At 40.2% G+C, this 21,510-nt stretch carries 22 protein-coding genes; 20 read left to right on the top strand and 2 right to left on the bottom strand.

What is annotated here, in order from left to right; translation table 11 throughout:
• Positions 1 to 40: 40 nt before the first annotated feature.
• On the bottom strand, positions 41 to 604 hold the full coding sequence (locus Q0791_RS13175; protein ID WP_299007039.1) for a DUF1415 domain-containing protein: 564 nt from the start codon (positions 602 to 604) through the stop codon (positions 41 to 43).
• 341 nt (positions 605 to 945) lie between these two features.
• On the opposite strand from Q0791_RS13175, the gene Q0791_RS13170 reads away from it, so the two are divergent.
• The 20 genes from Q0791_RS13170 to Q0791_RS13075 all read left to right on the top strand — a co-directional run bounded on the left by Q0791_RS13170 (position 946) and on the right by Q0791_RS13075 (position 19,791).
• Complete coding sequence (locus tag Q0791_RS13170) at positions 946 to 1,641, top strand: AraC family transcriptional regulator (RefSeq protein WP_299007034.1); 696 nt, start codon at positions 946 to 948, stop codon at positions 1,639 to 1,641.
• A 15-nt stretch (positions 1,642 to 1,656) separates the two neighbouring features.
• Positions 1,657 to 1,872: a type III secretion system needle filament subunit SctF gene (gene sctF / locus Q0791_RS13165; RefSeq protein WP_299007031.1), complete on the top strand. Its 216-nt coding sequence runs from the start codon at positions 1,657 to 1,659 to the stop codon at positions 1,870 to 1,872.
• On the top strand, positions 1,869 to 2,195 hold the full coding sequence (locus Q0791_RS13160; protein ID WP_299007029.1) for an EscG/YscG/SsaH family type III secretion system needle protein co-chaperone: 327 nt from the start codon (positions 1,869 to 1,871) through the stop codon (positions 2,193 to 2,195). The genes sctF and Q0791_RS13160 overlap by 4 nt, the downstream gene beginning before the upstream one ends.
• Entirely contained in the window at positions 2,167 to 2,505 is a 339-nt protein-coding gene (gene sctI / locus Q0791_RS13155) for a type III secretion system inner rod subunit SctI (protein WP_299007027.1), read from the top strand. The genes Q0791_RS13160 and sctI overlap by 29 nt, the downstream gene beginning before the upstream one ends.
• The gene (gene sctJ, locus Q0791_RS13150; RefSeq protein ID WP_299007025.1) at positions 2,502 to 3,221 is read left to right on the top strand and encodes a type III secretion system inner membrane ring lipoprotein SctJ; all 720 of its coding nucleotides are present in this window, start codon (positions 2,502 to 2,504) and stop codon (positions 3,219 to 3,221) included. Before sctI ends, sctJ begins: the two co-directional genes overlap by 4 nt.
• 15 nt (positions 3,222 to 3,236) lie before the next feature.
• Positions 3,237 to 3,821, top strand: coding sequence for a type III secretion system domain-containing protein (locus Q0791_RS13145; protein ID WP_299007023.1), 585 nt, complete (start codon positions 3,237 to 3,239; stop codon positions 3,819 to 3,821).
• Complete coding sequence (locus Q0791_RS13140; protein WP_299007020.1) at positions 3,818 to 4,597, top strand: hypothetical protein; 780 nt, start codon at positions 3,818 to 3,820, stop codon at positions 4,595 to 4,597. Before Q0791_RS13145 ends, Q0791_RS13140 begins: the two co-directional genes overlap by 4 nt.
• A gap of 33 nt (positions 4,598 to 4,630) precedes the next feature.
• Positions 4,631 to 5,662, top strand: coding sequence for a TyeA family type III secretion system gatekeeper subunit (locus Q0791_RS13135; RefSeq protein WP_299007018.1), 1,032 nt, complete (start codon positions 4,631 to 4,633; stop codon positions 5,660 to 5,662).
• A gap of 866 nt (positions 5,663 to 6,528) precedes the next feature.
• On the top strand, positions 6,529 to 6,960 hold the full coding sequence (sicP, locus tag Q0791_RS13130) for a chaperone SicP (protein ID WP_299007015.1): 432 nt from the start codon (positions 6,529 to 6,531) through the stop codon (positions 6,958 to 6,960).
• A gap of 9 nt (positions 6,961 to 6,969) precedes the next feature.
• Positions 6,970 to 10,788 (top strand): hypothetical protein, encoded by a 3,819-nt coding sequence (locus Q0791_RS13125; protein ID WP_299007012.1) that lies wholly within the window; start codon positions 6,970 to 6,972, stop codon positions 10,786 to 10,788.
• A 198-nt stretch (positions 10,789 to 10,986) separates the two neighbouring features.
• Entirely contained in the window at positions 10,987 to 11,349 is a 363-nt protein-coding gene (locus Q0791_RS13120) for a type III secretion apparatus (protein ID WP_299007010.1), read from the top strand.
• Entirely contained in the window at positions 11,346 to 13,400 is a 2,055-nt protein-coding gene (locus Q0791_RS13115) for an EscV/YscV/HrcV family type III secretion system export apparatus protein (RefSeq protein ID WP_299007009.1), read from the top strand. The genes Q0791_RS13120 and Q0791_RS13115 overlap by 4 nt, the downstream gene beginning before the upstream one ends.
• Complete coding sequence (locus Q0791_RS13110) at positions 13,360 to 14,706, top strand: EscN/YscN/HrcN family type III secretion system ATPase (RefSeq protein WP_299007007.1); 1,347 nt, start codon at positions 13,360 to 13,362, stop codon at positions 14,704 to 14,706. Before Q0791_RS13115 ends, Q0791_RS13110 begins: the two co-directional genes overlap by 41 nt.
• Positions 14,707 to 14,885: 179 nt before the next feature.
• On the top strand, positions 14,886 to 15,290 hold the full coding sequence (locus Q0791_RS13105) for a hypothetical protein (RefSeq protein WP_299007005.1): 405 nt from the start codon (positions 14,886 to 14,888) through the stop codon (positions 15,288 to 15,290).
• Positions 15,280 to 15,714, top strand: a complete 435-nt coding sequence (locus Q0791_RS13100; protein WP_299007003.1) for a hypothetical protein — start codon at positions 15,280 to 15,282, stop codon at positions 15,712 to 15,714. Before Q0791_RS13105 ends, Q0791_RS13100 begins: the two co-directional genes overlap by 11 nt.
• On the top strand, positions 15,701 to 16,552 hold the full coding sequence (locus Q0791_RS13095) for a hypothetical protein (protein WP_299007001.1): 852 nt from the start codon (positions 15,701 to 15,703) through the stop codon (positions 16,550 to 16,552). Before Q0791_RS13100 ends, Q0791_RS13095 begins: the two co-directional genes overlap by 14 nt.
• 93 nt (positions 16,553 to 16,645) lie before the next feature.
• Positions 16,646 to 17,296, top strand: a complete 651-nt coding sequence (gene sctR / locus Q0791_RS13090; protein WP_299006999.1) for a type III secretion system export apparatus subunit SctR — start codon at positions 16,646 to 16,648, stop codon at positions 17,294 to 17,296.
• 266 nt (positions 17,297 to 17,562) lie between these two features.
• Positions 17,563 to 17,835, top strand: coding sequence for a type III secretion system export apparatus subunit SctS (gene sctS, locus Q0791_RS13085; RefSeq protein WP_299006997.1), 273 nt, complete (start codon positions 17,563 to 17,565; stop codon positions 17,833 to 17,835).
• 107 nt (positions 17,836 to 17,942) lie between these two features.
• Positions 17,943 to 18,728 carry a type III secretion system export apparatus subunit SctT gene (gene sctT, locus Q0791_RS13080; protein ID WP_299006995.1) on the top strand — a complete coding sequence of 262 codons (786 nt, stop codon included), beginning with the start codon at positions 17,943 to 17,945 and terminating at the stop codon, positions 18,726 to 18,728.
• 13 nt (positions 18,729 to 18,741) lie between these two features.
• Positions 18,742 to 19,791: an EscU/YscU/HrcU family type III secretion system export apparatus switch protein gene (locus Q0791_RS13075; RefSeq protein ID WP_299006993.1), complete on the top strand. Its 1,050-nt coding sequence runs from the start codon at positions 18,742 to 18,744 to the stop codon at positions 19,789 to 19,791.
• Positions 19,792 to 19,925: 134 nt separating this feature from the next.
• On the opposite strand, the gene Q0791_RS13070 is transcribed toward Q0791_RS13075, so the two are convergent.
• Positions 19,926 to 21,509 carry a hypothetical protein gene (locus Q0791_RS13070; protein ID WP_299006991.1) on the bottom strand — a complete coding sequence of 528 codons (1,584 nt, stop codon included), beginning with the start codon at positions 21,507 to 21,509 and terminating at the stop codon, positions 19,926 to 19,928.
• Position 21,510: the final 1 nt, after the last annotated feature.

Below are 21,510 nucleotides of genomic sequence, written 5' to 3'. Positions count from 1 at the left end.
TTATTATTTGCACCTTCACCGAAGGTGCTTGCTTTTAGGGTTATTTATGACACTGGGCTAATAGTTTTTCAAAAAAATCACTGCCTTTTTTGCGTGCAAAGGCAATATTGCGCTCAGGAATAGACTCAGGATCTTGATATTCAGATAAGGCTTTTTCCATACTGGCCTCACGAATAATGTGAAGTGTAGGATAAGGTGAGCGATTAGTGTAATTGGCTGCATCCTTCTGATCTGTGTCTTCAAAGCAATAATCGGGATGAAAGCTAGCCAGTTGGTATTGGCCTTCATACCCGTTATCGAGTAAGGCGTCATTGGCGCGATCGACTAAGTTCAAATAATCGTAAAATCCTTCAAATCCACGTGGAAAAATTAATAAACTGGTTTCTATTTTATCTTGTGTATTTAAAAGCTGGCATTCACTAATGAGGTTTTTTATTGCCATTTTTATTTTGGTTTGTTCAATGACCACATAACGTATGCTGTTGTTCTCCACTTCTTTTCGAGCAAATGGGCAAATATTGTACTTCATGATGACGGCTTTCACCCATTTTTGCGTGTGATGAATAAACTGCTGATGTTCGGGGGAAAGAGTTGTTACTTGCATGAGGTCGCTTATTTTATTATTGAAGGATTAAGCAAAGGATTATACTGAACTCTTTATCAATTGAACATGTATTGTCGAATAAGGGGGTCTTATAGAGAAAATACATCATTGATTATTTTTTGTTGGTATCTAGAAGATAAAGTTAAGGCTGACAGCATTATTCTTCTATGTTTGATTAAAAGTTATTCTGTTGTTATTAAAAGTTTTTTATTTGCTGAATATGCGGCTTTTTTCGTCCGATGGCAATTTTTACTCAGTGCTTTATCTCAGGTTAATACCTGATGACATTATTTTGGAGAAAGATTGAGAATAGTCCACAATCTGAGTGAATGGAGCTTCGCATGAGTGTAGTGCAAATCATATTGTTTAAAGAAGCAGGTAAACTACATCACAATGGTGTTGTCACATCTATTGCGGCTAATCAACTTGTTGTGACAAGTGAACAAGCCACTGCGGTGGGTGGGTATAAGAAACTAAATATGTTTTGCTACCCAGGTGAGATTCATGAAGTGTATTATGAAGTGATGGATTTATTGACCGAAGATCCTAATAATACGCCTTTTTTTATGGCCGCTTCCAAATCATTGCCAGTCTTTGGTGATCTGATTAATGTGATTGAACAGTTGCACGATGTGAGCAGAAAGCTGCTTATTAAGTTTATTTTCACTTATTGCTTAGGATTAGATAATAGCTATTTCTCAAAGCTATTGAATCATTATTCGACTCATAACGATAGCCTGCTTAATTACATTGAAGAAAACTTTACTCAACCTTGGTCGGTGGCTCAGTTTGCCGATGATCTTGGTATCGAAGTGCGTAAATTGAACCTATTGTTTTATAAAAACTATGGCATCTCGGCGAAAAAATGGTTGCTGGAACGCCGACTCGTGTATGCCCGTCAACAGTTAGTCTCCACACAGAAAAAAGTGGCTGATATTGCTTATGAAGCGGGTTTTAGTAGCCACTCTCATTTTTCTGGATCATTTAAAAAGCGTTTTCAGTGTAGCCCGACTCAACTTAATGCCGATATCACTTAAGAGAGGAATTATAGTATGGATTTAAGTGCCATTGTTAGTCAATTATCTCAACAATCTGCGACGGCGGCGACGGAAATGGAAGCCTTGATTGCATCAACCGATACGAGTGATGCAGAAGGCATGCTACAAGTACAGTTTTCAATGCAGCAATATTCTAATTTAATTGGATATGAAAGCGCCATCATTAAAACCATTAAAGATATGATCCAAGGGATTATTGCCAAACTATGAATAGTGAGGATAAAAGACTACTTGTCGAAGCGGCCATTGCGGCATCCAATCATGGTTTGCGAAAAGAAGCTTATTCATTGTTAGCGCTTTTTCCACAATTGATTGATGATGAAGAAGATCGCGGTATTTGTGCCAGCCTAATTTATTTTGCATTGAATGATGTTGCAGATGCGCTAGCGGCATTAAAACCTTGCCATAGCGATCGAGCCAAAGCATTAACCTTTTTGTATTCCCAAAGTGAGTTTAGCCGTCAAGATACACAAACATTTACTCAGCTGTTAGAAGGAGAGCATCATGGCCATAGCAATAGAAGAGATATCTAGAGCAACACAATTAGCCACCAAACAACTCTATGAACCCGCTGAGCAAGCGGTTGATGTCAAACTGCAAGATCGATTTTCACAGCTGATGAATGTGGGTAATAATGATTTAGAAGGGGCGGTGAAGGCTACCGAAATCAATCCACCAAAAGAAGATTTTGATGTGGTCAATAAAACCTTAGAGATGATAACGCCAGCGGCCTTGCATGAAGGGCAAACGCTCATTGCAAAAGCTATGGTTGAGGTGGATTTGGTGGCGAAAGTAGCAGGTTCTGTTTCTCAAGGGATCAATAAACTGGTGACCATGGGATGAAGTACATTAAGCTTTCTCTTTTATTTGTCTTATTGTTTATTGCCGGCTGTAAAATGGATTTATACCGAGATTTACCTCAAGACGAAGCGAATCAAATGCTAGCCTTGTTAATGTTAAATGGCATGGATGGTGAAGCTGTGCTTGATCAAAAAACAGGGACTATCACTCTGCTTATTGATAAAGAAGAATTTATCAATGCTGTGGAATTATTGAGGCAAAATGGCTTTCCTAAGGCCCATTATACGAGTATTGAGGAATTATTTCCTTCTGGGCAATTAGTGACTTCGCCTGCTCAGGAGAAAGCGAAAATGAACTACTTTAAGGAACAACAGCTAGAGCGTACTCTGTCGAGTATGAAGGGGGTCATTAATGCAAAAGTGTCTATTGCAGATACTGTCACCGAAAACAATAATATGGAACCCATCATTAAATCGGCCTCGGCTTATATCAAATACTCTCCTGAAGCTAATTTACACAATATTGAAAGTCAAATAAAAAGTTTGATTAAAAATTCTGTCCCTCAATTGGAGTATGGCAATATTAGTTTATTAATGCAGGTAGCAGATTATCAATATAAACCAGTAGAGGTTGTGGAAGAAAAGTCAAATACATCATTACAGGATTGGCTTTTTGAATATAAATATTACATTTTAGGCGTTTTGGGTTTTCTGTTGTTACTTGTTTTCGGCCGAATATGGCAAGTCAGTCGTGCTTAAATGGAGTCTCTATCTATGGCGCCTGAGGATAAGCGGTTAAATGAATTGATGTGGCAACCTTGTGTCACTATGCATGCTTCATGGTGGAAAGCCTTAGCGCTCGAAAAATGGCAAGGGATTTATCATAGTAATCGATTACTCAATCAGAGAGTCAATAAATTGGTTGTGTCTGTCTTGCCACCTTTTGAGCGTGTGATGACATTGAATTTAACTAAGCAAGATAAAATGCTGCTGAATATGGGCGAGAGGCTAGTGGTACTCTTGACTGGGGTGGGACTTATCCTTATGAACAGTCCCGATTATATCACCATGAAACAATATCGAGAGTCGCTATTGCGTGTCTTTAGCTTTGAACAAATTCAGCAAATGTTGTCTTTATGGCCTCAAGGTGGGAAGGCTGGAGATTGTGATGCTGAGAGTCTCATTGAAACGGCTCAACATATGGCAATTAGCGCATTAAATCTTAAATGGAAAGGATCTCAGGTTTGGCAAGCATTAAAGCCGACTCTCCCTTTTGTGAGTGAAGAGGGCTTGGATAAAGCGAAGACTTATGTTCATGATGCAGAGCGTTGGTTATTTCGATTGGAGAGGTTTATATGAATGAATTTGCAGTAAAAATCAAAACATGTGATCTCATTTATGACGAACAAAGTGTGGTCACTCAATCGGATATTAACCGTGTCATTGTGGCGAGTAACTTTGAGCAAAGTGCTAAAGATAGAGTGGCAAAATTGATTGTGAAAGCGAAAGCTAAGATTGAAGAAGCTCAGTTAGCCGCATCAAATATTATCGAAGAGGCGAAGTGTGAAGCCATAGCGTTAACGGAGCAATGGAAGCAGGAAGCCAAGCAAGATGCAATCAATGAAGCCTTACATTGGCATTGCCAGCAACATGAATTCGAGTCTGAAATCCTTGCTCAATTAAAAGGGCGTATTCGTCAGCAAATGACGGATGTTATTTCTCAGTGGGGAGCCGAGCAGCCTCCTTCGAATTTATTAATTCATCGTTTATCGGCTTTGGTGACTAAAGAAGCGGAAAAATCTGCGTTGACTTTGATGGTATCATCCAGTGAATATCAGACTATTAGCGATGCCTTCGCTGAGACTTTGACAGTTGAAATCGATGATGATATGCAGCCCTGGGAAGCACAATTGAGTTCAAGTTGCTTATCCATACGCCTTAATCTGAAAGAACATTTGGAAGCATTACTGGCAGTTTTTCAGCCTGTTGAAGCAGGCAAGCAAGATAAAAGCATGCCTGAGGTGCAAGCAGAACATACACAGGATAGGGAAGAAAGTACACTCGATGTCAATGAAGAGAGGATTGAGGAAGAAGAGTACCATGAGCCCGCGTTTTTAATGCAGGAGCAAGCGTGAAAAGTCTGTTTTTGAGCATAAAAGGTGTCCACTATGATAAGAGTTGATGTAGCCACTCAGGCGGATCTTCAACCCACTCAAGAAAGTACGGCTAATCGTAGTCTGCAGTTTATGCCTGCTTCAAGTTCCAGTGCTATGGCAGCAGCGGAGTTGGCGCAAACTCGCTCGGAAGCCATTGAAGAAACGATGGAAGGGATGAGTCTAAAACTGGGGGCTGAAGTTAAGAAGTTATTAGGCGGAAAAGAAAGCAAAAGCCCACTTCTTGATGGTTTAGAAAGGTTATTAAAGCAACTGAGTGATAAGCAATCGACCTCAGTGAATAAGCTGGTGGATAAATTTGCTAAAATTGGCGATGCCGATAAAATTATCAGTCAACTGAGAACATCAGGAATGTCTAGTGGTGACATTATGCTATTGCTGATGGCGCTGCAAGTATCGGGGCGATTAGGTAGTGCCCAAATACAAAAATTGCGCAAAGCATTGGAAGAAATGTTATCTGCCGAAGGCGCTGAACTCGCTATTTTAGCAGCCATAGAAGGTTTAGGACTTGATGAGGCTGGCCTTGCGGGCATGCGTCAATTGTATCAGCATGCATCTCGAGGCGAGGGGGGGCTCGCCAAATGGTTTGATTTGTTACAACAATGTCCAGATCGCCGTAAGCGAATTAAAGTATTATTACGTGCCTTGTCAGAGCCATTAAACGAAAGAAGTAGCCATAGGAACATGGTTAAAGTCGTTGCAGCTGTGGATGATTTGAGGCGTTTGGCTGTTTTTATGAGCCTTGAAGATCATTGTAATATGTTAGGTCGTGCCACAAGGATCAGCGGCGATGCGGTAATGAAAGTCTCTTTATCCTTGATTGAACAATCTTGGGTTTATCCTGAATGGATAGAAGAGCAAATACGGGAGCTTCCTCTTTTACCCGCAAAACGATTAGGTTTTTTACGGCGTTGGCGAGAATTAGTGGTGATGATGCCCATGGCATGTTTTAGAGATGATGATCAAAAAGAGTTAATAGAAGAATCAATGATGAAGCTACTCGATGATTGGGGAGATTTAGAATAACCCGTTTTAATACAACCTATTATCTATTTTAATATCCTATTAATGATATTGTTATTGAATAATCATTGATAGGATATTTGTCTTTTCATTGTCTTTTCATTGTCTTTTTACTGTTATTATTGACTCTGCAGTTAAAGATGACCTTTTCTTTTACTTTTTTCTTTTAAAGTTCACGCCTTTGAGTATGAACTCTCTTGATTGAGCCTTTTTTCTTAACAACGGATAATCTGTGTTTAATAGGCTTAGGGTAATATTGTTATTATTGACTAACTATCAATGGTAATGATTCTCTTCATCTCAGTGATAATAATGATGTAAAAGTAAATGGTGATATTTTTTGTGGTAAATGCGTTCTTAATGTTTCTTCTCTTTATTTTTGTTGTGTCATTTTGTTTTTTATTGTTTATCTACTTGTGTATTTTTATATAGGTTTACTTCCTTTTGATGTAATTTTTTATAAGAAGATATGTATCTTTTTTGTTGTGTGTTTTTGTTGGGTGATATGTCTGTGTAAAACATATTTTTATTTTTGAAATAACACGATTTTTTCATGGTTAATTTAATATAAAAATTGATAGTAATTTATTTTTTTACTAGTCAATGTGCTTTTTATTCCCTTTTTTACTGTCTTTTTAGGTTTATATCTCTTTGTGATTTAAGTTTTAAAATCTATCAATTTTTTAAAAATTAAGTTGAAAAATGTAATTATCAACTTAGACATAAGTCTCACATACTATCGGCTAAGTGCTCGCGTCATTTCTACTGGTAATATTTATTATTAATACAAATAAGAAATATTAAGTAGTCTGTTGATGACTCATTAATATTTTTTATTTTCCAGTTTAAGAATATTTGAGGATATTATTATGAGTGAGAATAATCAACTTATTGATAAGTTAGGTCAATATCTAGGGCTACCATTAAAGTTTGAAGAGAATAAACCGTGCTTATTAATGTTTGATGAAAAACTTATGGTTGCGATTAATCATGAAGAAGCGCAATGGCAATTTCATTGCATGTTAACCGAATTGTCTGTTGATACGCCTATTGAACATTATCAATCCTATTTATCGATGAATATTGAATTATCGAATAAGCAATTAGGATCTATCTGTTATGACGCTGATTCACGTGCGCTTGTTTATATTGCATCTTTATCGATGCCTGCTTCTTTTGATTCATTAGTGACTTTTTTAGAGGAGGTGGTCGATCAATACGAACAATTACATGACCAAGTGAATAATCAAAGTCTTCATAATAATGTGGAGCAAAATAATCTTCAATTTAAGTTAGCGTAGGAAAAAGATATGTGTGGTAATGGTGTTGGCCAGATTAGTGGTAGTAATGTACATTCAATTGAAGAAAGTCATAATTCAACTTGTATCAATGGTGGGTCTTTTAAAGGCCGTTCGGTGAGTTTAGTACAAGATGTACGCCAGTTAAATGCTAATGGTTCAGTGATCAATGGGTTTTCGTCTGATAATGTGGATGCATATCTACTTGCTTTATCAAAACAAAAAGCATCCAATGAAGATAACACTGTGGAGATTCTACCTAAGGCACTGAAAGAGCGCCAAGTGACAATCGCATCCAAGGTGATGACTGGAGTGGTTGAAGCGACGCGTGGTATCGCGACTTTTATGCGTGAGTCAGTAGAGTTTGATTCTAAAAAAAATCCCGTTGCTTCAGAACTTAAAACTATAAAGCAGAATCAGCAGTGGTGTGAAACACAACTGAAAGACCAGCTAAAAGATGAAAATTTACCTAAAGCATTATTAGTACCTACAACGATTGGTAAAGCGGCTTTTGCAGCTTCTTATATTACAGGCCTTTTTGGCTATCCTAAGGAAGATTCTAAGGAGGTTAAAGCTGTTCAACAAAAAGTAATTGAGTTCAATACAAAACGTGAGGAGCTCATTGCATTAAGAAAATCATTGAATAATGATGCAAAGGGAATATTTGAGGTAAAACAATTTGAAGTTAATGCGAATGCAATAAAGCTTGCGGCCAATGAATTGGCACAAGCGAGAGAAGCCATAATTGATACTGTTACTGAACAATTTTCGGGAATCAAAGGTGAAGTGCCTAAGGCAATAACCACTTTATTAACTGAATGCGATAAGCAAGGCGACGCAGTTAAGCAGTCACTTCTTGCTACTCAGACATATGTTAAGGATCTTAATTTAGAGTCCGTGTCTGTGTTGAGTAATAAATTGCTGTCATTTCAAGAAGGGTTACCGGAATACGTGCAGCAAGCGCTCCAATCTGAAGAGCTTCAGGGGGCTGATTTATTGCAAGAGTTGGCTTTTCATTTTGATATGTTTGACTCAATGCCTGATATTCACCGAAAAGAAGTGGTGCAAGCTAAAATTGTGGACGCGATGGCATCACGTGAACATCTTCCTAATCTTAAAGTGTTAGGTGCTATGTTAACTCACTTTTTGGAGGCTGAATTAGCACCGAAACCTGATGGTCGAGATAGAGAGCAATTAACCATTGCAGCGAATGAAAATGCAAATAAGCTATTAGAGATTATTTTAGAGCAGTCATCAGAGCGAGCTGGCGCGCTCAATTTACAGCGTAATAGTTTCGTAGAAGATGTGACACAAAAAGAAAGGGTTATTGACAGTAGTCAAATTTTAAAAGATACCATGGCAAGTCTATCAATCAATGAGCTTGGTATTCAAGAGGAAAATGAACGTGAGTCAGCCATTGGTTTCTTAAGAGGGGAAAATGGCTTAATAAATATTGATATTGAGCTTGCCAGTGACAGTAAAACCGTTAGGGAAGAGCTAATGGCTTTTCAACATTATTTAGGCACAGAGCCAAATAATGTTGCCGAAGTACTACATGGATCAGAAATGAAACTTCGGGAAGTATATGGTAAGACAGAAGGACTATTTACTCAGGTTCTGGATCATGACGAAGGCTTGTTGGCTTTGATACAGGCTAATCCTGATGGCTATTTAGATATGATGCAGCAAAAAGTCGATGTATTGATTGAGCATCAGGCCGCCTTACAAAATTTTGTATCAGCATTGAATAAAAGTGAAAATAAGCCTGAATTAATCGCGCTTTTTGATAAAAAATTGCGTGAAGTGACCAATGAATTAGCACAGCATAAACTGTTCTTAAATGTGGTTAATGAAGTCAAATTGAGCCAAGATGTTAAGGGTTTAGGCGCGAATAATGTCGAGAGATTAAGGGGACTGAATACCGTTCTATCGAATATGAAACAGGAGGTTTCACAAACTAAGAGAGATATGAATTTAAAGCTATATCATCAACATTTACCTTTATTACGAAAAAACAATAAAGCACTTTTAGAACATACGCCGAGGTTGAGAGAGCTAACTCTTGAGCGTGCTGCTTTTGTTAAAACTCTTGAAAAACAATATACGAACATTGCTAAAGAAGCGATAGAAAACTCTTTATCGGGTGATTCAAATCTTAAGCCGAGATTATCAGGACAAGAGGAACAAAAATTACTGCAGTTAAATAAAGATATTAATGATATTAATCTTCAAGTTAAATCATTAGATATCGAATATACAGCAGGTTTACTTGAACTTAAAAGAACCTACATGGAAGTGGTTAAGCATGGTGGTTTCCCAGAGGACGGGGAGTATATGAGCACTAGAGCGTGGGCAAGTTGGGCTAAGCAAAACATTGCGGGTAGTTGGAGTGAAGATTATCGTCCGAGTTTTCAAGAGTTAGTGCTTGAGCGCCAGTTAGCTAAAAATGGTATGGAGAGTATCAGTGAAGCTTTAGTTCAGTTAGCAAAAACAATGACACTGCAAGGTGAGGCACCATTGCCTGGTCAAGACGTTGTCAATTCAGGGTTAACAGAAAGCCTTCAAGGTCTGTACACTTGGGCACAATCTCACCCGAATGAATCAATAGAATTGTCTGCTAATTTAGCCCATGCTTATTCGATTGTAGCGTCAGGTGGTGCAAGTTTTGGTGCGCAACTCGCGGACATGGCCAATAACGTTTGGATGAAAGCGACGGTTGAAAATCAGGTAAAAGACTTACTGACAGGTGATAGAGAGATTTTACCTAGTACTGAACAATTAGCCATGACGCCTGAAATGATAGGTTTATTGTATTTGGCAAGTTTAGCGCCGCAAGCCGCTGGTGCATTTAAAGGTGCGATGGGGACAACAGCTCTAGCATCGGCAGCATTGATGGCCGTTCCAGGGTTAGGACAAGTAGGTTCTCTTGCTCTAGGTGGCCTTGCTGGTGCCATGCAAGCATCGGTTGAAAATAAACTGGCAGATAAAGTAGCAAATAATAGAGAAAGAGAAGTCATGATTGGCGGCGTTATGACGTTCTTTAAAGCGCCCGGTACTATGACACAGCGTATGGAAGCGATGAAAACCTATATGGCTTCTCGTGAAACTATGGTGCAAATGGGCACGCGTATTAATGATATTAAGGAGGTTGGTGTCAAGGGTACGGTCGAAAGGTTTGTGACCGATGTTAAAAACTGGTGGTCTTTTTCGACGCCTCAAGCCAAAGTGTTAGCGGTGGCGACTGCGCTTGTCACTGGCGGCATTGCCGCATCTGCGGTGGCTAGCGCGGTGTTGTTGACCATGGGGACCGGTGGTTTACCTATAGCGATTGCTAGTATTGCGGGTTTGGCCGCCGCGATGAGTGGACCCTTTGTTAGTGGTGTTTTGATTAAATATGCAGCAACTCTAGACTTTTTAGGAAGTTATGGTTTTGGATTAGAAGAAACGGCTCGTCAAGTTAAACATCAAATGACAAGAATGCGTATTGATGAAGCATTAGATAATTTAAAAGCTGAACGTAAAGATGCTGAAGCACTTTTGCTGAAATATGATGTTGAAGCTTTTAAGGAACGTAACATTCAGACGCTGGCAAAATTGGCAGAAACAGATCAAGTTGAGCAGTTTAAAAAAATGTTACGTAAAGACATGGAATCTAAACAGGCGAAATTAGAAGAAGTACGTGCAATTCAAGATAGGCAAGTCCTTGAGGCTGCACAAGACTATTCTATTCTTCATGGTTTAGATTTAGGTGAAGATCGTAGTAAATTACAGGGAATATTATCAGAAGTTGATGATGTGTTGAGAGCTGAGTTACAACAGCAAGCAGCGTAATATGACACAGTTACATTAAGGTATTTCATTTTAGTGTCATTATTCATTAAGTGACTAAGGAAGGTTAATGCCAGTAAGTTAAGCTTACTGGCATTTTTATTTTTGATATCGATTTAATTGCTTGAGTCAGGTCTTTACCTGATAGTTCATTTTTAAGGTTTCCGACATGATCTTCCAGTCAATACTGGGGAGAAAGTCATGGACTTGAAAATAAAGCGCAATCTAGAGCAGTTTTTTCAATTAATAGGTGAAAAACCTGTGGAGTTAGATGAGAAAATAGAGTGCCACTTTCCACCTTTTGGTATTTTGCTAGAGCTTGAGCAAGGGCGTTTATTAATGACCTCTTGGCTATTAGAGCACAAAACCACAGATGTTCTTCCTTTGCTTTCTCGTTGCCATCCAGAAGTTTTTCTAGGCTTACCTCAACGCCTTTATATTGTCAAAAATAGTTTAATGATTAGCAGCTTAATGCCCAGTGATAGTGAAGGCATGAACTGGTATCGGATCTGTAAAGCGCAACGTAAATTTTTATCCAATGTGCTTAAGGGGGGCTTGCTATGAAAGCCTTGACACGTTGGTTACAAGTGGCGGCGGGGCGTCAGGATATCATATTAGGCGCGATGTTGATGGTCGCTGTCTTTATGATGATCTTACCCCTGCCGACTTTGCTTGTGGATGTATTGATTGCCTTTAATTTAGCCTTATCCATCATGCTGTTGATGATTGCGATTTATATTAAAGATCCCCTTGAATTTTCGGTTTTTCCCTCTCTTTTATTAATCACAACATTATTTCGGTTAGCCTTAACCATTAGTACCAGTCGACTCATTCTTTTGCAGGCTGACGCAGGTCATATTGTTTATGCATTTGGTAATTTTGTGGTAGGTGGCAATCTGGCTGTGGGGATCATCATTTTTGCCATTATTACCATTGTTCAGTTTATTGTGATCACTAAAGGTTCAGAGCGGGTTGCAGAAGTGGGCGCACGTTTTTCCTTGGATGGTATGCCGGGTAAACAAATGAGTATTGATGGGGATATGCGTGCGGGTGTGATTGATGCCAAGGAGGCAAAACGTCAACGGGGACTCGTGCAAAAAGAAAGCCAGCTTTATGGTGCCATGGATGGTGCAATGAAATTCGTTAAGGGAGATGCCATTGCTGGAGTGATTGTTATTTTAACAAACATTATTGGTGGTATTGCCATTGGCGTCATGCAGCAAGACATGTCCGCGGGAGATGCGCTTAATTTATATGCAGTCTTATCTGTGGGGGATGGGCTGATTGCACAAATTCCAGCCTTGTTGATTTCGATCACGGCGGGGTTAATTGTTACAAGGGTGCCTGGAGAGCAAAGACAAAATCTTGCGTCTGATCTTGTTAATCAAATGGGTAAACAGCCCGCCTCGTTAATGCTAGCCAGTGGTGTGATGTTTGTTTTCGCCTTAGTGCCTGGTTTTCCTTTTCTAGTGTTTGGCACTTTAAGTGGTTTTATTGCTTTAGGTGGTTGGTATGCGCAGAAAAAACAGAAGCAAACCAATGAGTCGGGCGAATCGATGAGCAGTGCAGGAGAGGTTAATGTCGATGGGGAAGTGAATATGGATAATATGACCCCAAGTGCTGTCCCTTTAATGCTCACCTTGGGCGAAAATGTTGACAGTAATGGAGTAAAAGAGGCGTTGCAGCGATTACGTTGGCAGTTGTTTGAGCGGATGGGTTTACCTTTACCGGATATTCAATTTCAGCGAATTAAAGGGGGGCAAGCTGATGAATGTCAGGTGTTACTTTATCAAGAACCTGTATTGCGATTGTCTTTAAATCCAGAAGAAGTGATCCTTAATGAGACGATACCGCAATTACCGACGAGACAAGAGGCCTTGTCTTTTAGTGGTGAAACATTGCATTGGCTGCAAGGGAACAGTGTTGAGCAAGCACAAGCCGGACAAATGAGGTTATGTCAAGGCCCACAGATCCCAAGCTTTTTAGTGGGAAAAGTCGTTGAACGTTATGCCAATGAGTTAATTGGCGTGCAAGAAACACGCTATTTGATGGATGCCATGGAAGAGCGTTATGGCGAGTTAGTGAAAGAATTACAACGTCTGTTATCGGTGAGTAAAATCGCTGAATGTCTACAGCGATTAGTGGAAGAAGGCATTTCGATTCGAGACTTACGTACGATTTTTGAAACCTTAGTGACTTGGGTGCCCAAAGAGAAAGACATTGTGATGTTAACTGAATATGTGCGTATTTCGCTTCGCAGGCACATACGTCGACGCTTTACCGGACCTCAAGGTTGGATTTCAGTGGTGATGATCGGTGAGGGAATTGAAAATATGATTCGAGAAGGGATCAGGCAATCGACTGCGGGAAGCTACTCGGCCCTTGATGGTAATCAAACTCAGCATATTTTAAATACCATTAAAGCTAAGCTCAATAACAATGTGCCCTGTGTGTTATTAACGTCTTTAGATGTGCGTCGTTATTTGCGAAAAATCGTCGAGAGAGATTTGTTTACTTATCATGTTCTATCTTTTCAAGAGTTAGGTGATGATGCTGAAATTAAAGTGATCGCCCATGTGGATTTTATGGGGGATGAATTTGATGCAATTGCCTGATAAAGAGACGCTGGTTAATGCACTTAACAAGGACTTATTTGATGATGTGCCTGTGGTACCTGCCGTACGCTATTTTGGTAAAGTGAAAGAAATCGGTCCGACACTCATTCGTGCTTCTTTGCCTGGCGCTCATCAAGGAGAGTTATGTGTGATAGGCGATCGTTTAAGTGCTGAGGTGGTGGCCTTAATGGGAGACGAGGCCATGCTGTCGCCTTTTGACAGTACCGAAAAGCTGCGCACAGGGGAAGACATTGAATTATTAGGCCATGGTCATCGAGTGGCGGTGGGTAGTTGGCTTTTGGGCCGTATTCTAGATGGATTAGGTAAGCCCATAGATGGGCAAGGGACGCCCATTTCTGAGTTTCGGGAAAATCACAGTGAAGCACCGGATCCCTTAAGTCGGCAATTGATTTCAGAAGTGTTACCTATGGGAATTCGAGCATTAGACAGCGCGTTGACTTGCGGTAAGGGTCAACGTTTGGGGATATTTGCCGCAGCAGGGGGAGGAAAAAGTACGCTGCTAGGCATGATTGCCTCTCATTGCGAAGCGGATGTGGTGGTATTGGCGTTAGTGGGTGAACGGGGGCGTGAGGTACGTGAGTTTATGGAGTATAACTTACCCGCAGAAACCCGTAAGCGAACCGTCATGGTGGTAGCAACATCAGACAGACCGCCGTTAGAGAGAATGAAAGCGTCGCTGACGGCGACGACTATTGCGGAGTACTTTAGGGATCAAGGGAAAAATGTGCTTTTGATGGTGGATTCATTAACGCGGTTTGCACGCGCGGGACGTGAAATCGGTCTTGCTGCGGGGGAGCCTGCGGTAGCCAGTGGTTTTCCGCCCAGTGTTTTTGTGAATTTATCCCGTTTATTAGAAAGGGCGGGCCCTGGAAAGAAAGGTAATATTACTGGTATTTATACTGTGTTAGTGGAAGGAGATAACATTAATGAGCCTGTGGCTGACGAAGTAAGGTCTATTTTAGATGGCCATGTTGTGTTATCCCGTAAATTGGCTGGTGCTGGTCATTATCCTGCCATTGATATTAATGCCAGTGTGAGTCGTGTGATGGATCAAATTGTGCCGAAATCTCAACGAGTACAAGCGGCTAAAATGCGGCAATACTTGTCTTTGTATGAAGAAGTGCAATTGTTACTTCGAGTCGGAGAATACCAAGAAGGTAATGATGCCGATACTGATGAGGCGGTAAGAAAAATTAATGATGTAAGAGCTTTTTTGCAGCAAGATGTCGATGAGCATAGTCCTTTTGAAGACACTATCTCGTTACTTGCTGACGTTGTGAGTTAGGCTAGGTAGCAAGGCGTCGATGAGCAAAGATTTCTTCACTTGCAGACGTTGTGAGTTTGGTTAGGTAGTAAGATGTCGATGAGCACAGTCCGTTTGAAGACAGCATTTTACTAGCTTCACTACTCGTCGTTACTTGCAGATGTGGTGAGTGAGGCTAAGGCTCGGTTAGGGAGTAGGGAATGTCAACAATCGATATTGATGAAGCTGACAAGAAGATGCTTTCTCGTTTAGTAACGATTCGTAAGCAAAAAGAAGATAAATTAAGACGGTTATTGGTTGATCTAGAAGCGCAATGTGCCAGTATCATGCAGGATATTCGAAATGTGACTGAGCAAAGAGAAGCGGTGTTATTGGCGATACGAGAGCAAACATTACCCGAAGAGAGTTTAACACCGAGTGAATTTGATGATTTTAAATTCGCCTTGGCGAAACAGTATCAAAAAGAGCGGGCTTTAGCGCAGTCAATTCTTGAACATAAAGAACGACTCGCCGATGTTGAACAAAGGATAGTGAAGTTGAATTTTGATATTCAAAAACTCATGAAAGATCAAGAGAAACTAAAGGTGGTACTTGATGAGTCATAGTCTGAGTGTCCATAAGGCACAATATATGAGAGTCATGTCAGTGGAAGAGCGAGGAGAGAGCGATCCTGAGCTGCGTCATCGCTTTTCGCTTTGTATGTCCACATCAAAAGCGTTGAATAAACAAGCGCGAGCGAGTATCAATAAAGCCGATCTCGACATGTTAAATCAAGAGGGGGGCGTTTTTCGTAAAGGCAGTGCTGAGATTATGCGTCAAGGCGATATGTTATGTTATCGCTTATTGAATGGGCCTATGATGGGCTTAGTGATCCAAGCTAGCTACCGTCAAAATCAGGCTGTAATAAAATTGTTTCCTGCCAATGAACGTCAAGAGCATGCACTCAATAAAGTGGCGAATAAATTAAGTGAACAATTACAAACACGCCCTATTCCTGTGACATTGGAGGTGAAATGTGTCGGCGAATGAATTATTGAGTCTAAGTCAGCTAATTGGAACGGGATTACAAAATGAACGTTGTAAAATTGAGCTTGCCCGTTTATTTGGAGAGGGGTTTTTTTGGCCGATGAAAGGGCAATCATCCAATGTTGGTATTTGGTGTCGTCACGCAGATTGGCAATCCCTTGTTGAGAATTACTCTGGATTGCCAGAGCCTGGTGATTTACCCGATGAATTACTTGCGTGTGTCTCTGCTGTTCTTTTTGAGCCAGCTGGGGATTGGTTGGGAGAATTACTGGAGGCGACGCCAACAATGATGGTATTGCCCGATGATATTTATCCATTAATGACATTGGATGGGGTTGAGTGCGCTTTATTGCAGCTACCCGTTCATTTATATCAAGACATGATAAGCCAATGGTCACCTTTTCGAGGGCAAGATCCTTTAGTGGAGCTGAGTTTAATCGCAGGTTATATTGAGCAATCCAGCGCAGAGATTAAACGCGTTCAAGTAAGTGAAGGTCAATGGCTCAAAGGGGATGTTAAGCCAGAACAAGGTCAGTCTTTGTTATGGTGGGATAGGCCGATTGCTGTGGTATCACTGGATGATATCGATGAAAACGGCATTATCATCGAACAAATGAGCCATAAACTTGAATTTATGTATCAGCCTCTGGTGGTTAAACTGGCGAGCATTCAATTATCCCTTGCTCAAATTGGCAGTATGATGGAAGGGGATCGTTTATCCGGTGAAATCAATATGTACAGTCAAGCACAGCTGACTCATGGTACTGAGATCACAGCAATCGGTAAATTGTTACGCGGGCGAGGAGGCTTATTGGTTCAGATAGAAGAATATTTGAATTGAATCGTCATCATTTGGTTGATGTCAGGTTTTTACCTGATAGTGATAAAAACACAATAGCGTCATCATGGCATCTTAGACTAAAGGAGATGCTAGATGGCGATACTCGATCAACCTTTTCAGCTGATAATTTTGTTGTTTGGCTTATCTTTATTGCCGCTGTTTGCCGTAATGGGGACCTCTTTTCTTAAATTAGCCATAGTTTTTGCAATGTTGCGAAATGCGTTAGGTATTCAGCAAATTCCGCCCAATATGGCGATTTATGGTCTAGCTCTGGTATTAACTTTGTTTACTATGGCGCCTATAGGAATGGCGGTTAACGATAGTCTTGAAGTCTCCCCTATTACCCTTGATGATCCCGATTTAATGAGTAAGGTTGATACACAAGTCTTGGTTCCTTATCGTGAATTCTTAGCGCGTAATACCAGCACAAAACAAGCTTACTTCTTTATCAATGTAGGTCAAAAAATTTGGCCTCAAAAATATCATGACATTCTATCAAAAGAGTCATTATTGGTCATGATCCCAGCCTTTGCGTTAAGCCAGCTTATTGAAGCTTTTAAGATAGGCTTATTACTTTACTTACCGTTTATTGCCATAGACTTAGTGGTGTCAAATATTCTACTAGCTATGGGGATGATGATGGTATCACCTATGACCATTTCCCTTCCTTTTAAGTTACTCATCTTCATTTTAATGGGGGGATGGGAAAAGTTGATAGGACAATTAATGATTTCTTTTTCATGAAATGGCGACTTTTCACCATAAGCGTAGGACTAAGGAGCTATGCTGATTTGCCATGGTTTGCCGTGAAGTGGATACATTGTCAGCAGGATAAAACGGGATTGAAGAGTGTGATGAAGGATTAATCTTGACTGGCCATTGTTTGCCGTGAAGTGGATACATTGTCAGCAGGATAAAACGGGATTGAAGAGTGTGATGAAGGATTAATCTTGGCTTGTCATTGTTTGACGTTAAATAGATAGGTTGCGATAGGGTAAAATGGGATCGATATGAGTGAAGCATTAATTATTAAATTAACTTCTGAGCTGCTTTGGATTGTGCTCTTGTTATCCTTACCTGTGGTGGTGGTGGCATCGGTGGTCGGTGTGATGGTCAGCCTAGTGCAAGCATTGACGCAAATTCAAGATCAAACCTTGCAATTTTTGATTAAGTTAGTGGCCGTTTGTATTACGCTGGTGGCCTCATACCATTGGATGGGCAGTGCTTTATTGAGTTATGCCACTTTGACATTTGATCAAATTAGCCACATGCGAGGTGGCTAATGTTTCACTGTAAAGTGGATGACTCATTACACTATTTATGCCGAATTATGCCGAAGTTTATGGTGTGATGCGGCATTGGCTGACATAAGTCATGTGAGAGGGCTTTAATGGATAATCCAATGCAGTTCTTACCTGTTGTTGCACTGTGCATGATGCGTCCACTGGGTATGATGTTACTTCTGCCTATCTTTAAGGGTGGTGCAATGAGCAGTACCTTAATTCGTAATGCATTGGTTTTTTTATTTGCCATGCCTGTTATTCCAGTGCTAAGTGATATGCAAGACACCTTAATGCAGGGGGACATGTGGTTTCTCGCTAAATTGTTTACGAAAGAAATTATTATCGGTTTTCTTTTAGGCTTTTGCGCGGCAATTCCTTTTTGGGCAATCGATATGGCAGGTTTTGTGATAGATAACATGCGTGGTGCATCTATGGCCACAGTGTTAAACCCGCTAATGAATGTGCAATCTTCAATTTACGGTATTTTGTTTACTCAAGTGCTTACCGTATTGTTCCTTGTCTCGGGCGGTTTTAATGAATTGCTGACATCACTTTATCAGTCTTATAATCAATTACCTGTGGGTTCTGAATTGTTTTTTTCAAATGATTTATTGGATTTCATCAGTAAACAATGGCGATTGATGTCGACGCTGTGTTTAAGCTTTGCGATGCCTGCCATTGTGATTATGATCCTGGTGGATTTAGCATTAGGGTTAGTGAACCGCTCCGCGCAGCAATTAAATGTTTTCTTTTTAGCCATGCCCATTAAAAGTGGCTTAGTCTTGTTACTGTTACTTTATAGTATTGAGTTTGCACTGACTCATTATTTAGAGCAAATTCATTTGTTTGAAAAAGAAATTGGTCAGTTATTTATTTTATTTGGCACCGAATAAGTAGCAGGGTACTATGTCAGAAAAAACAGAAAAACCCACCCCCAAGAAAATAAAAGACGCCCGTAAAGAAGGCCAAGTGATTAAGAGCCAAGAAGTGCTAACGGGCATACAAATGGCGGTTATTTTGGCGTATTTTTTTTATAATGGCCGAGAAATGCTGCAAGCCATTATTCACATGATCGATGTTATGATAAACAGCATTAACCTACCGCTAGAACAAGCATCGGGGTTGGTGGTTAATGAATTTGTCGATCTCTTCATTCGTTATGTGGGCGCATTGGGTTTACTGTTAGCCGCGACCACTGTCATATCAACTCTGATTCAAATTGGCCCTTTAATGGCCTCAAAAGCCGTGATGCCCAGCTTTAAAAAGTTAAATGTTTTGCAAAATGCAAAACAGTTAGTATCGTTTAAAAGTTTATTTGAGTTTGCCAAAAACTTAACTAAAGTGATTGTGCTCAGTTGTGTATTTTATTACCTTTTACATCAATATGTTAATTCATTTCAATATTTACCTTTGTGTGGTGAGACTTGTGGGCTAATGGTCACTTTTCAGATGGGCACTTGGCTATGGATGAGTTTTATTGCTTGTTATCTCGTGTTTGCTTTGGCGGATTATGGTTTTCAGCGTTTCACTGTGATGAAGCAACTGAGAATGTCAAAAGAAGATACTAAGCAAGAGCATAAAAATGCCGAAGGGAATGCGGAAATGAAGCATAAGCGTAAGGAAGTTGGGCGCGAAATTAACAGTGGTGCGGCAGGTAATGTTAAGGCGGCGACGGCGGTGGTGCGAAACCCGACTCATTTTGCGGTTTGTATTTATTATAAAGAAGGGGAAACACCACTGCCTAAAGTGACAGAAAAAGCCAAAGATCATATGGCGCTGCACATTATCAAAATGGCTGAAAAGGCTGGGGTGCCAATAGTGGAAAATGTGCCTTTGGCCAGAGCCTTATACAAAGAGGTGAAACCGGGCGATGTGATCCCTGAAAGCCTGTTTGAACCTGTTGCCGATTTACTGCGTTTCGTGATGGATGTGGATTATGATGAGGAGCTTGATTAATTTAGGATTAAGGGGCTTTTTATGATGTATGAGGTAGTATTAGTTACTTTGTGTCATCTCGTTTTATTAGTGTGCAATGTGAAAATTGGCAGCCATCGTTTGATGGCTGTTGATATGAATTTCGTCAGTAAAGGTTATGCTTTACCTAAAGGACCAATGCCTACGAAGGATCTTAAGGCTTTAAAGCCTAAAATACTTGGAAAATCACCCGATTCAAACATATTACCTTCAATGCCTGTATTGTTGGCAGATGTATGACGGGTTTCGGCTTCCTGAACGACCTGTTTAAAGATATGTCTGTCCGTTTTATTGGTGAAGTCTAAACGTTCATACGTATCATCTTGGTTGTTTGCATTTTTAATTTCTAAGGCTTGAATCATCATATCGACAATAGTGCCTCTGTCTTTATTGCTCTTACAGCCTTCGGAGACGGACATACCCAATGCATCCGCACTTTTCATTAACAAAACGGAGAGCATTAGGCCATCCGTGCCTTTGGGGGCGTGATTACCCTTAAGATCTTGGGAAATAGAATCAAGTAAAGTTCTTGTTTCGTTAATAATGGCTTTAGCTTTTGTATTTTCTGGTTGCGTTTCAAGCAATTTTTCAAATTTTTGAAGCTGACTATCGATATTCGGCGTAGCTGCTTCCCATTCTTTCACACAAGCTTTATCAATTGAAAATAAGCTAGCAAAGGCGACAAAAGGTGTGGCAATCCCCGCAAGCACAGAGCCTAACCCGCCCAATACAATGCCTGCTGCTAATTTTGCAACAGGGTTCGGGGCTGCGTCTATGCTATTATACATGACAGCGAGTCCAAACTGGAATCGAGTCCAGGCGTTTCTTTCATTCTGGTTGATTGGGACTGTACAGGTTTGTATTTCGCCTAATCCATCATCTTCACGCTGTTTATTTGCTAGATTAATCGTTGTTTGATGTTCAGCTAGCAGCGCCTCATTTGCATTGGTATTCATAAGCCGCAAATCGAAGTGAGGAAGTTCTGGTGCCTTCTCTGTACGTTGTTTTAAGATATCCACAGATTGACTAAATGCATTACTTTGGCCTTTTTGTAGAAAACCCATACGCCCAAATTCAAATGTTTTTTCACCGTTAATTTCAATGGTGCGATGCATAGGGTTACTGAGGAAAGGCTTTTCAATGTCAGAGTTAAGTTTAGAAGTTGCCTTACCTGTCAAACTGGTGACACCAGGTCCCCATGAAGAGGTTGCGCTTGTAATTGTGCTACCTGTGACGGTTGGTCTTGTTTTCTCGACAAAAGGTTTAACATTAAATTCAAAGGACAGTTCTTTGCCTTTAAACTTGATGTTTTCACCTGGAGTGAGTGCGTTTTTTAAACCTTCTTGAATGGCTTTTTTAAGATGAACTCCATCTTGATTGGAACCATTTTGTGGGCTTGATTCTATTAGTGAGGAGTTGTTTGCTTGTTTAAATTCATTAATAGCTTTGGCATATGAGTGAATGTGACGTGCGGTATTTTGATAATGAGTAAAGCTTTTCGTATCCCCCTCAACTAAGTCGGGAAGTGCTAAAATTGTTGCGGTAAGTGTTTTCTCATTGAGCTTTTCACCGCCTGTTTGTTGCTGAATAAAGTTTTTTAATATGTCGAGATCGTTTTGATATTTTTCATTTTCTTCAGGCTGATAAGCACTTGTGATCATAGCCTGTATTTGTGTCTGATTAACTATGGCTTCTGGCATA

Source organism: uncultured Shewanella sp. (assembly GCF_947495455.1).
In the GTDB taxonomy this organism is placed as follows: Bacteria; Pseudomonadota; Gammaproteobacteria; order Enterobacterales; family Shewanellaceae; genus Shewanella.
The sequence above is the reverse complement of the archived record's forward strand: the minus strand, read 5'-3'. Positions and strand labels throughout refer to the sequence as shown.

Bases quoted from the DNA above. Each gene is read 5' to 3' on its own strand.
- Q0791_RS13160 (WP_299007029.1), top strand. From the start codon at position 1,869: ATGAATAGTGAGGATAAAAGACTACTTGTCGAAGCGGCCATTGCGGCA.
- sctS (WP_299006997.1), top strand. From the start codon at position 17,563: ATGAGTGAAGCATTAATTATTAAATTAACTTCTGAGCTGCTTTGGATT.
- Q0791_RS13140 (WP_299007020.1), top strand. From the start codon at position 3,818: ATGAATGAATTTGCAGTAAAAATCAAAACATGTGATCTCATTTATGAC.
- sctT (WP_299006995.1), top strand. From the start codon at position 17,943: ATGGATAATCCAATGCAGTTCTTACCTGTTGTTGCACTGTGCATGATG.
- Q0791_RS13115 (WP_299007009.1), top strand. From the start codon at position 11,346: ATGAAAGCCTTGACACGTTGGTTACAAGTGGCGGCGGGGCGTCAGGAT.
- sicP (WP_299007015.1), top strand. From the start codon at position 6,529: ATGAGTGAGAATAATCAACTTATTGATAAGTTAGGTCAATATCTAGGG.
- Q0791_RS13120 (WP_299007010.1), top strand. From the start codon at position 10,987: ATGGACTTGAAAATAAAGCGCAATCTAGAGCAGTTTTTTCAATTAATA.
- sctJ (WP_299007025.1), top strand. From the start codon at position 2,502: ATGAAGTACATTAAGCTTTCTCTTTTATTTGTCTTATTGTTTATTGCC.
- Q0791_RS13100 (WP_299007003.1), top strand. From the start codon at position 15,280: ATGAGTCATAGTCTGAGTGTCCATAAGGCACAATATATGAGAGTCATG.
- Q0791_RS13070 (WP_299006991.1), bottom strand. From the start codon at position 21,509: ATGCCAGAAGCCATAGTTAATCAGACACAAATACAGGCTATGATCACA.
- Q0791_RS13110 (WP_299007007.1), top strand. From the start codon at position 13,360: ATGTGGATTTTATGGGGGATGAATTTGATGCAATTGCCTGATAAAGAG.
- Q0791_RS13170 (WP_299007034.1), top strand. From the start codon at position 946: ATGAGTGTAGTGCAAATCATATTGTTTAAAGAAGCAGGTAAACTACAT.
- Q0791_RS13135 (WP_299007018.1), top strand. From the start codon at position 4,631: ATGATAAGAGTTGATGTAGCCACTCAGGCGGATCTTCAACCCACTCAA.
- Q0791_RS13145 (WP_299007023.1), top strand. From the start codon at position 3,237: ATGGCGCCTGAGGATAAGCGGTTAAATGAATTGATGTGGCAACCTTGT.
- Q0791_RS13125 (WP_299007012.1), top strand. From the start codon at position 6,970: ATGTGTGGTAATGGTGTTGGCCAGATTAGTGGTAGTAATGTACATTCA.
- Q0791_RS13175 (WP_299007039.1), bottom strand. From the start codon at position 604: ATGCAAGTAACAACTCTTTCCCCCGAACATCAGCAGTTTATTCATCAC.
- sctR (WP_299006999.1), top strand. From the start codon at position 16,646: ATGGCGATACTCGATCAACCTTTTCAGCTGATAATTTTGTTGTTTGGC.
- Q0791_RS13105 (WP_299007005.1), top strand. From the start codon at position 14,886: ATGTCAACAATCGATATTGATGAAGCTGACAAGAAGATGCTTTCTCGT.
- Q0791_RS13075 (WP_299006993.1), top strand. From the start codon at position 18,742: ATGTCAGAAAAAACAGAAAAACCCACCCCCAAGAAAATAAAAGACGCC.
- sctI (WP_299007027.1), top strand. From the start codon at position 2,167: ATGGCCATAGCAATAGAAGAGATATCTAGAGCAACACAATTAGCCACC.
- sctF (WP_299007031.1), top strand. From the start codon at position 1,657: ATGGATTTAAGTGCCATTGTTAGTCAATTATCTCAACAATCTGCGACG.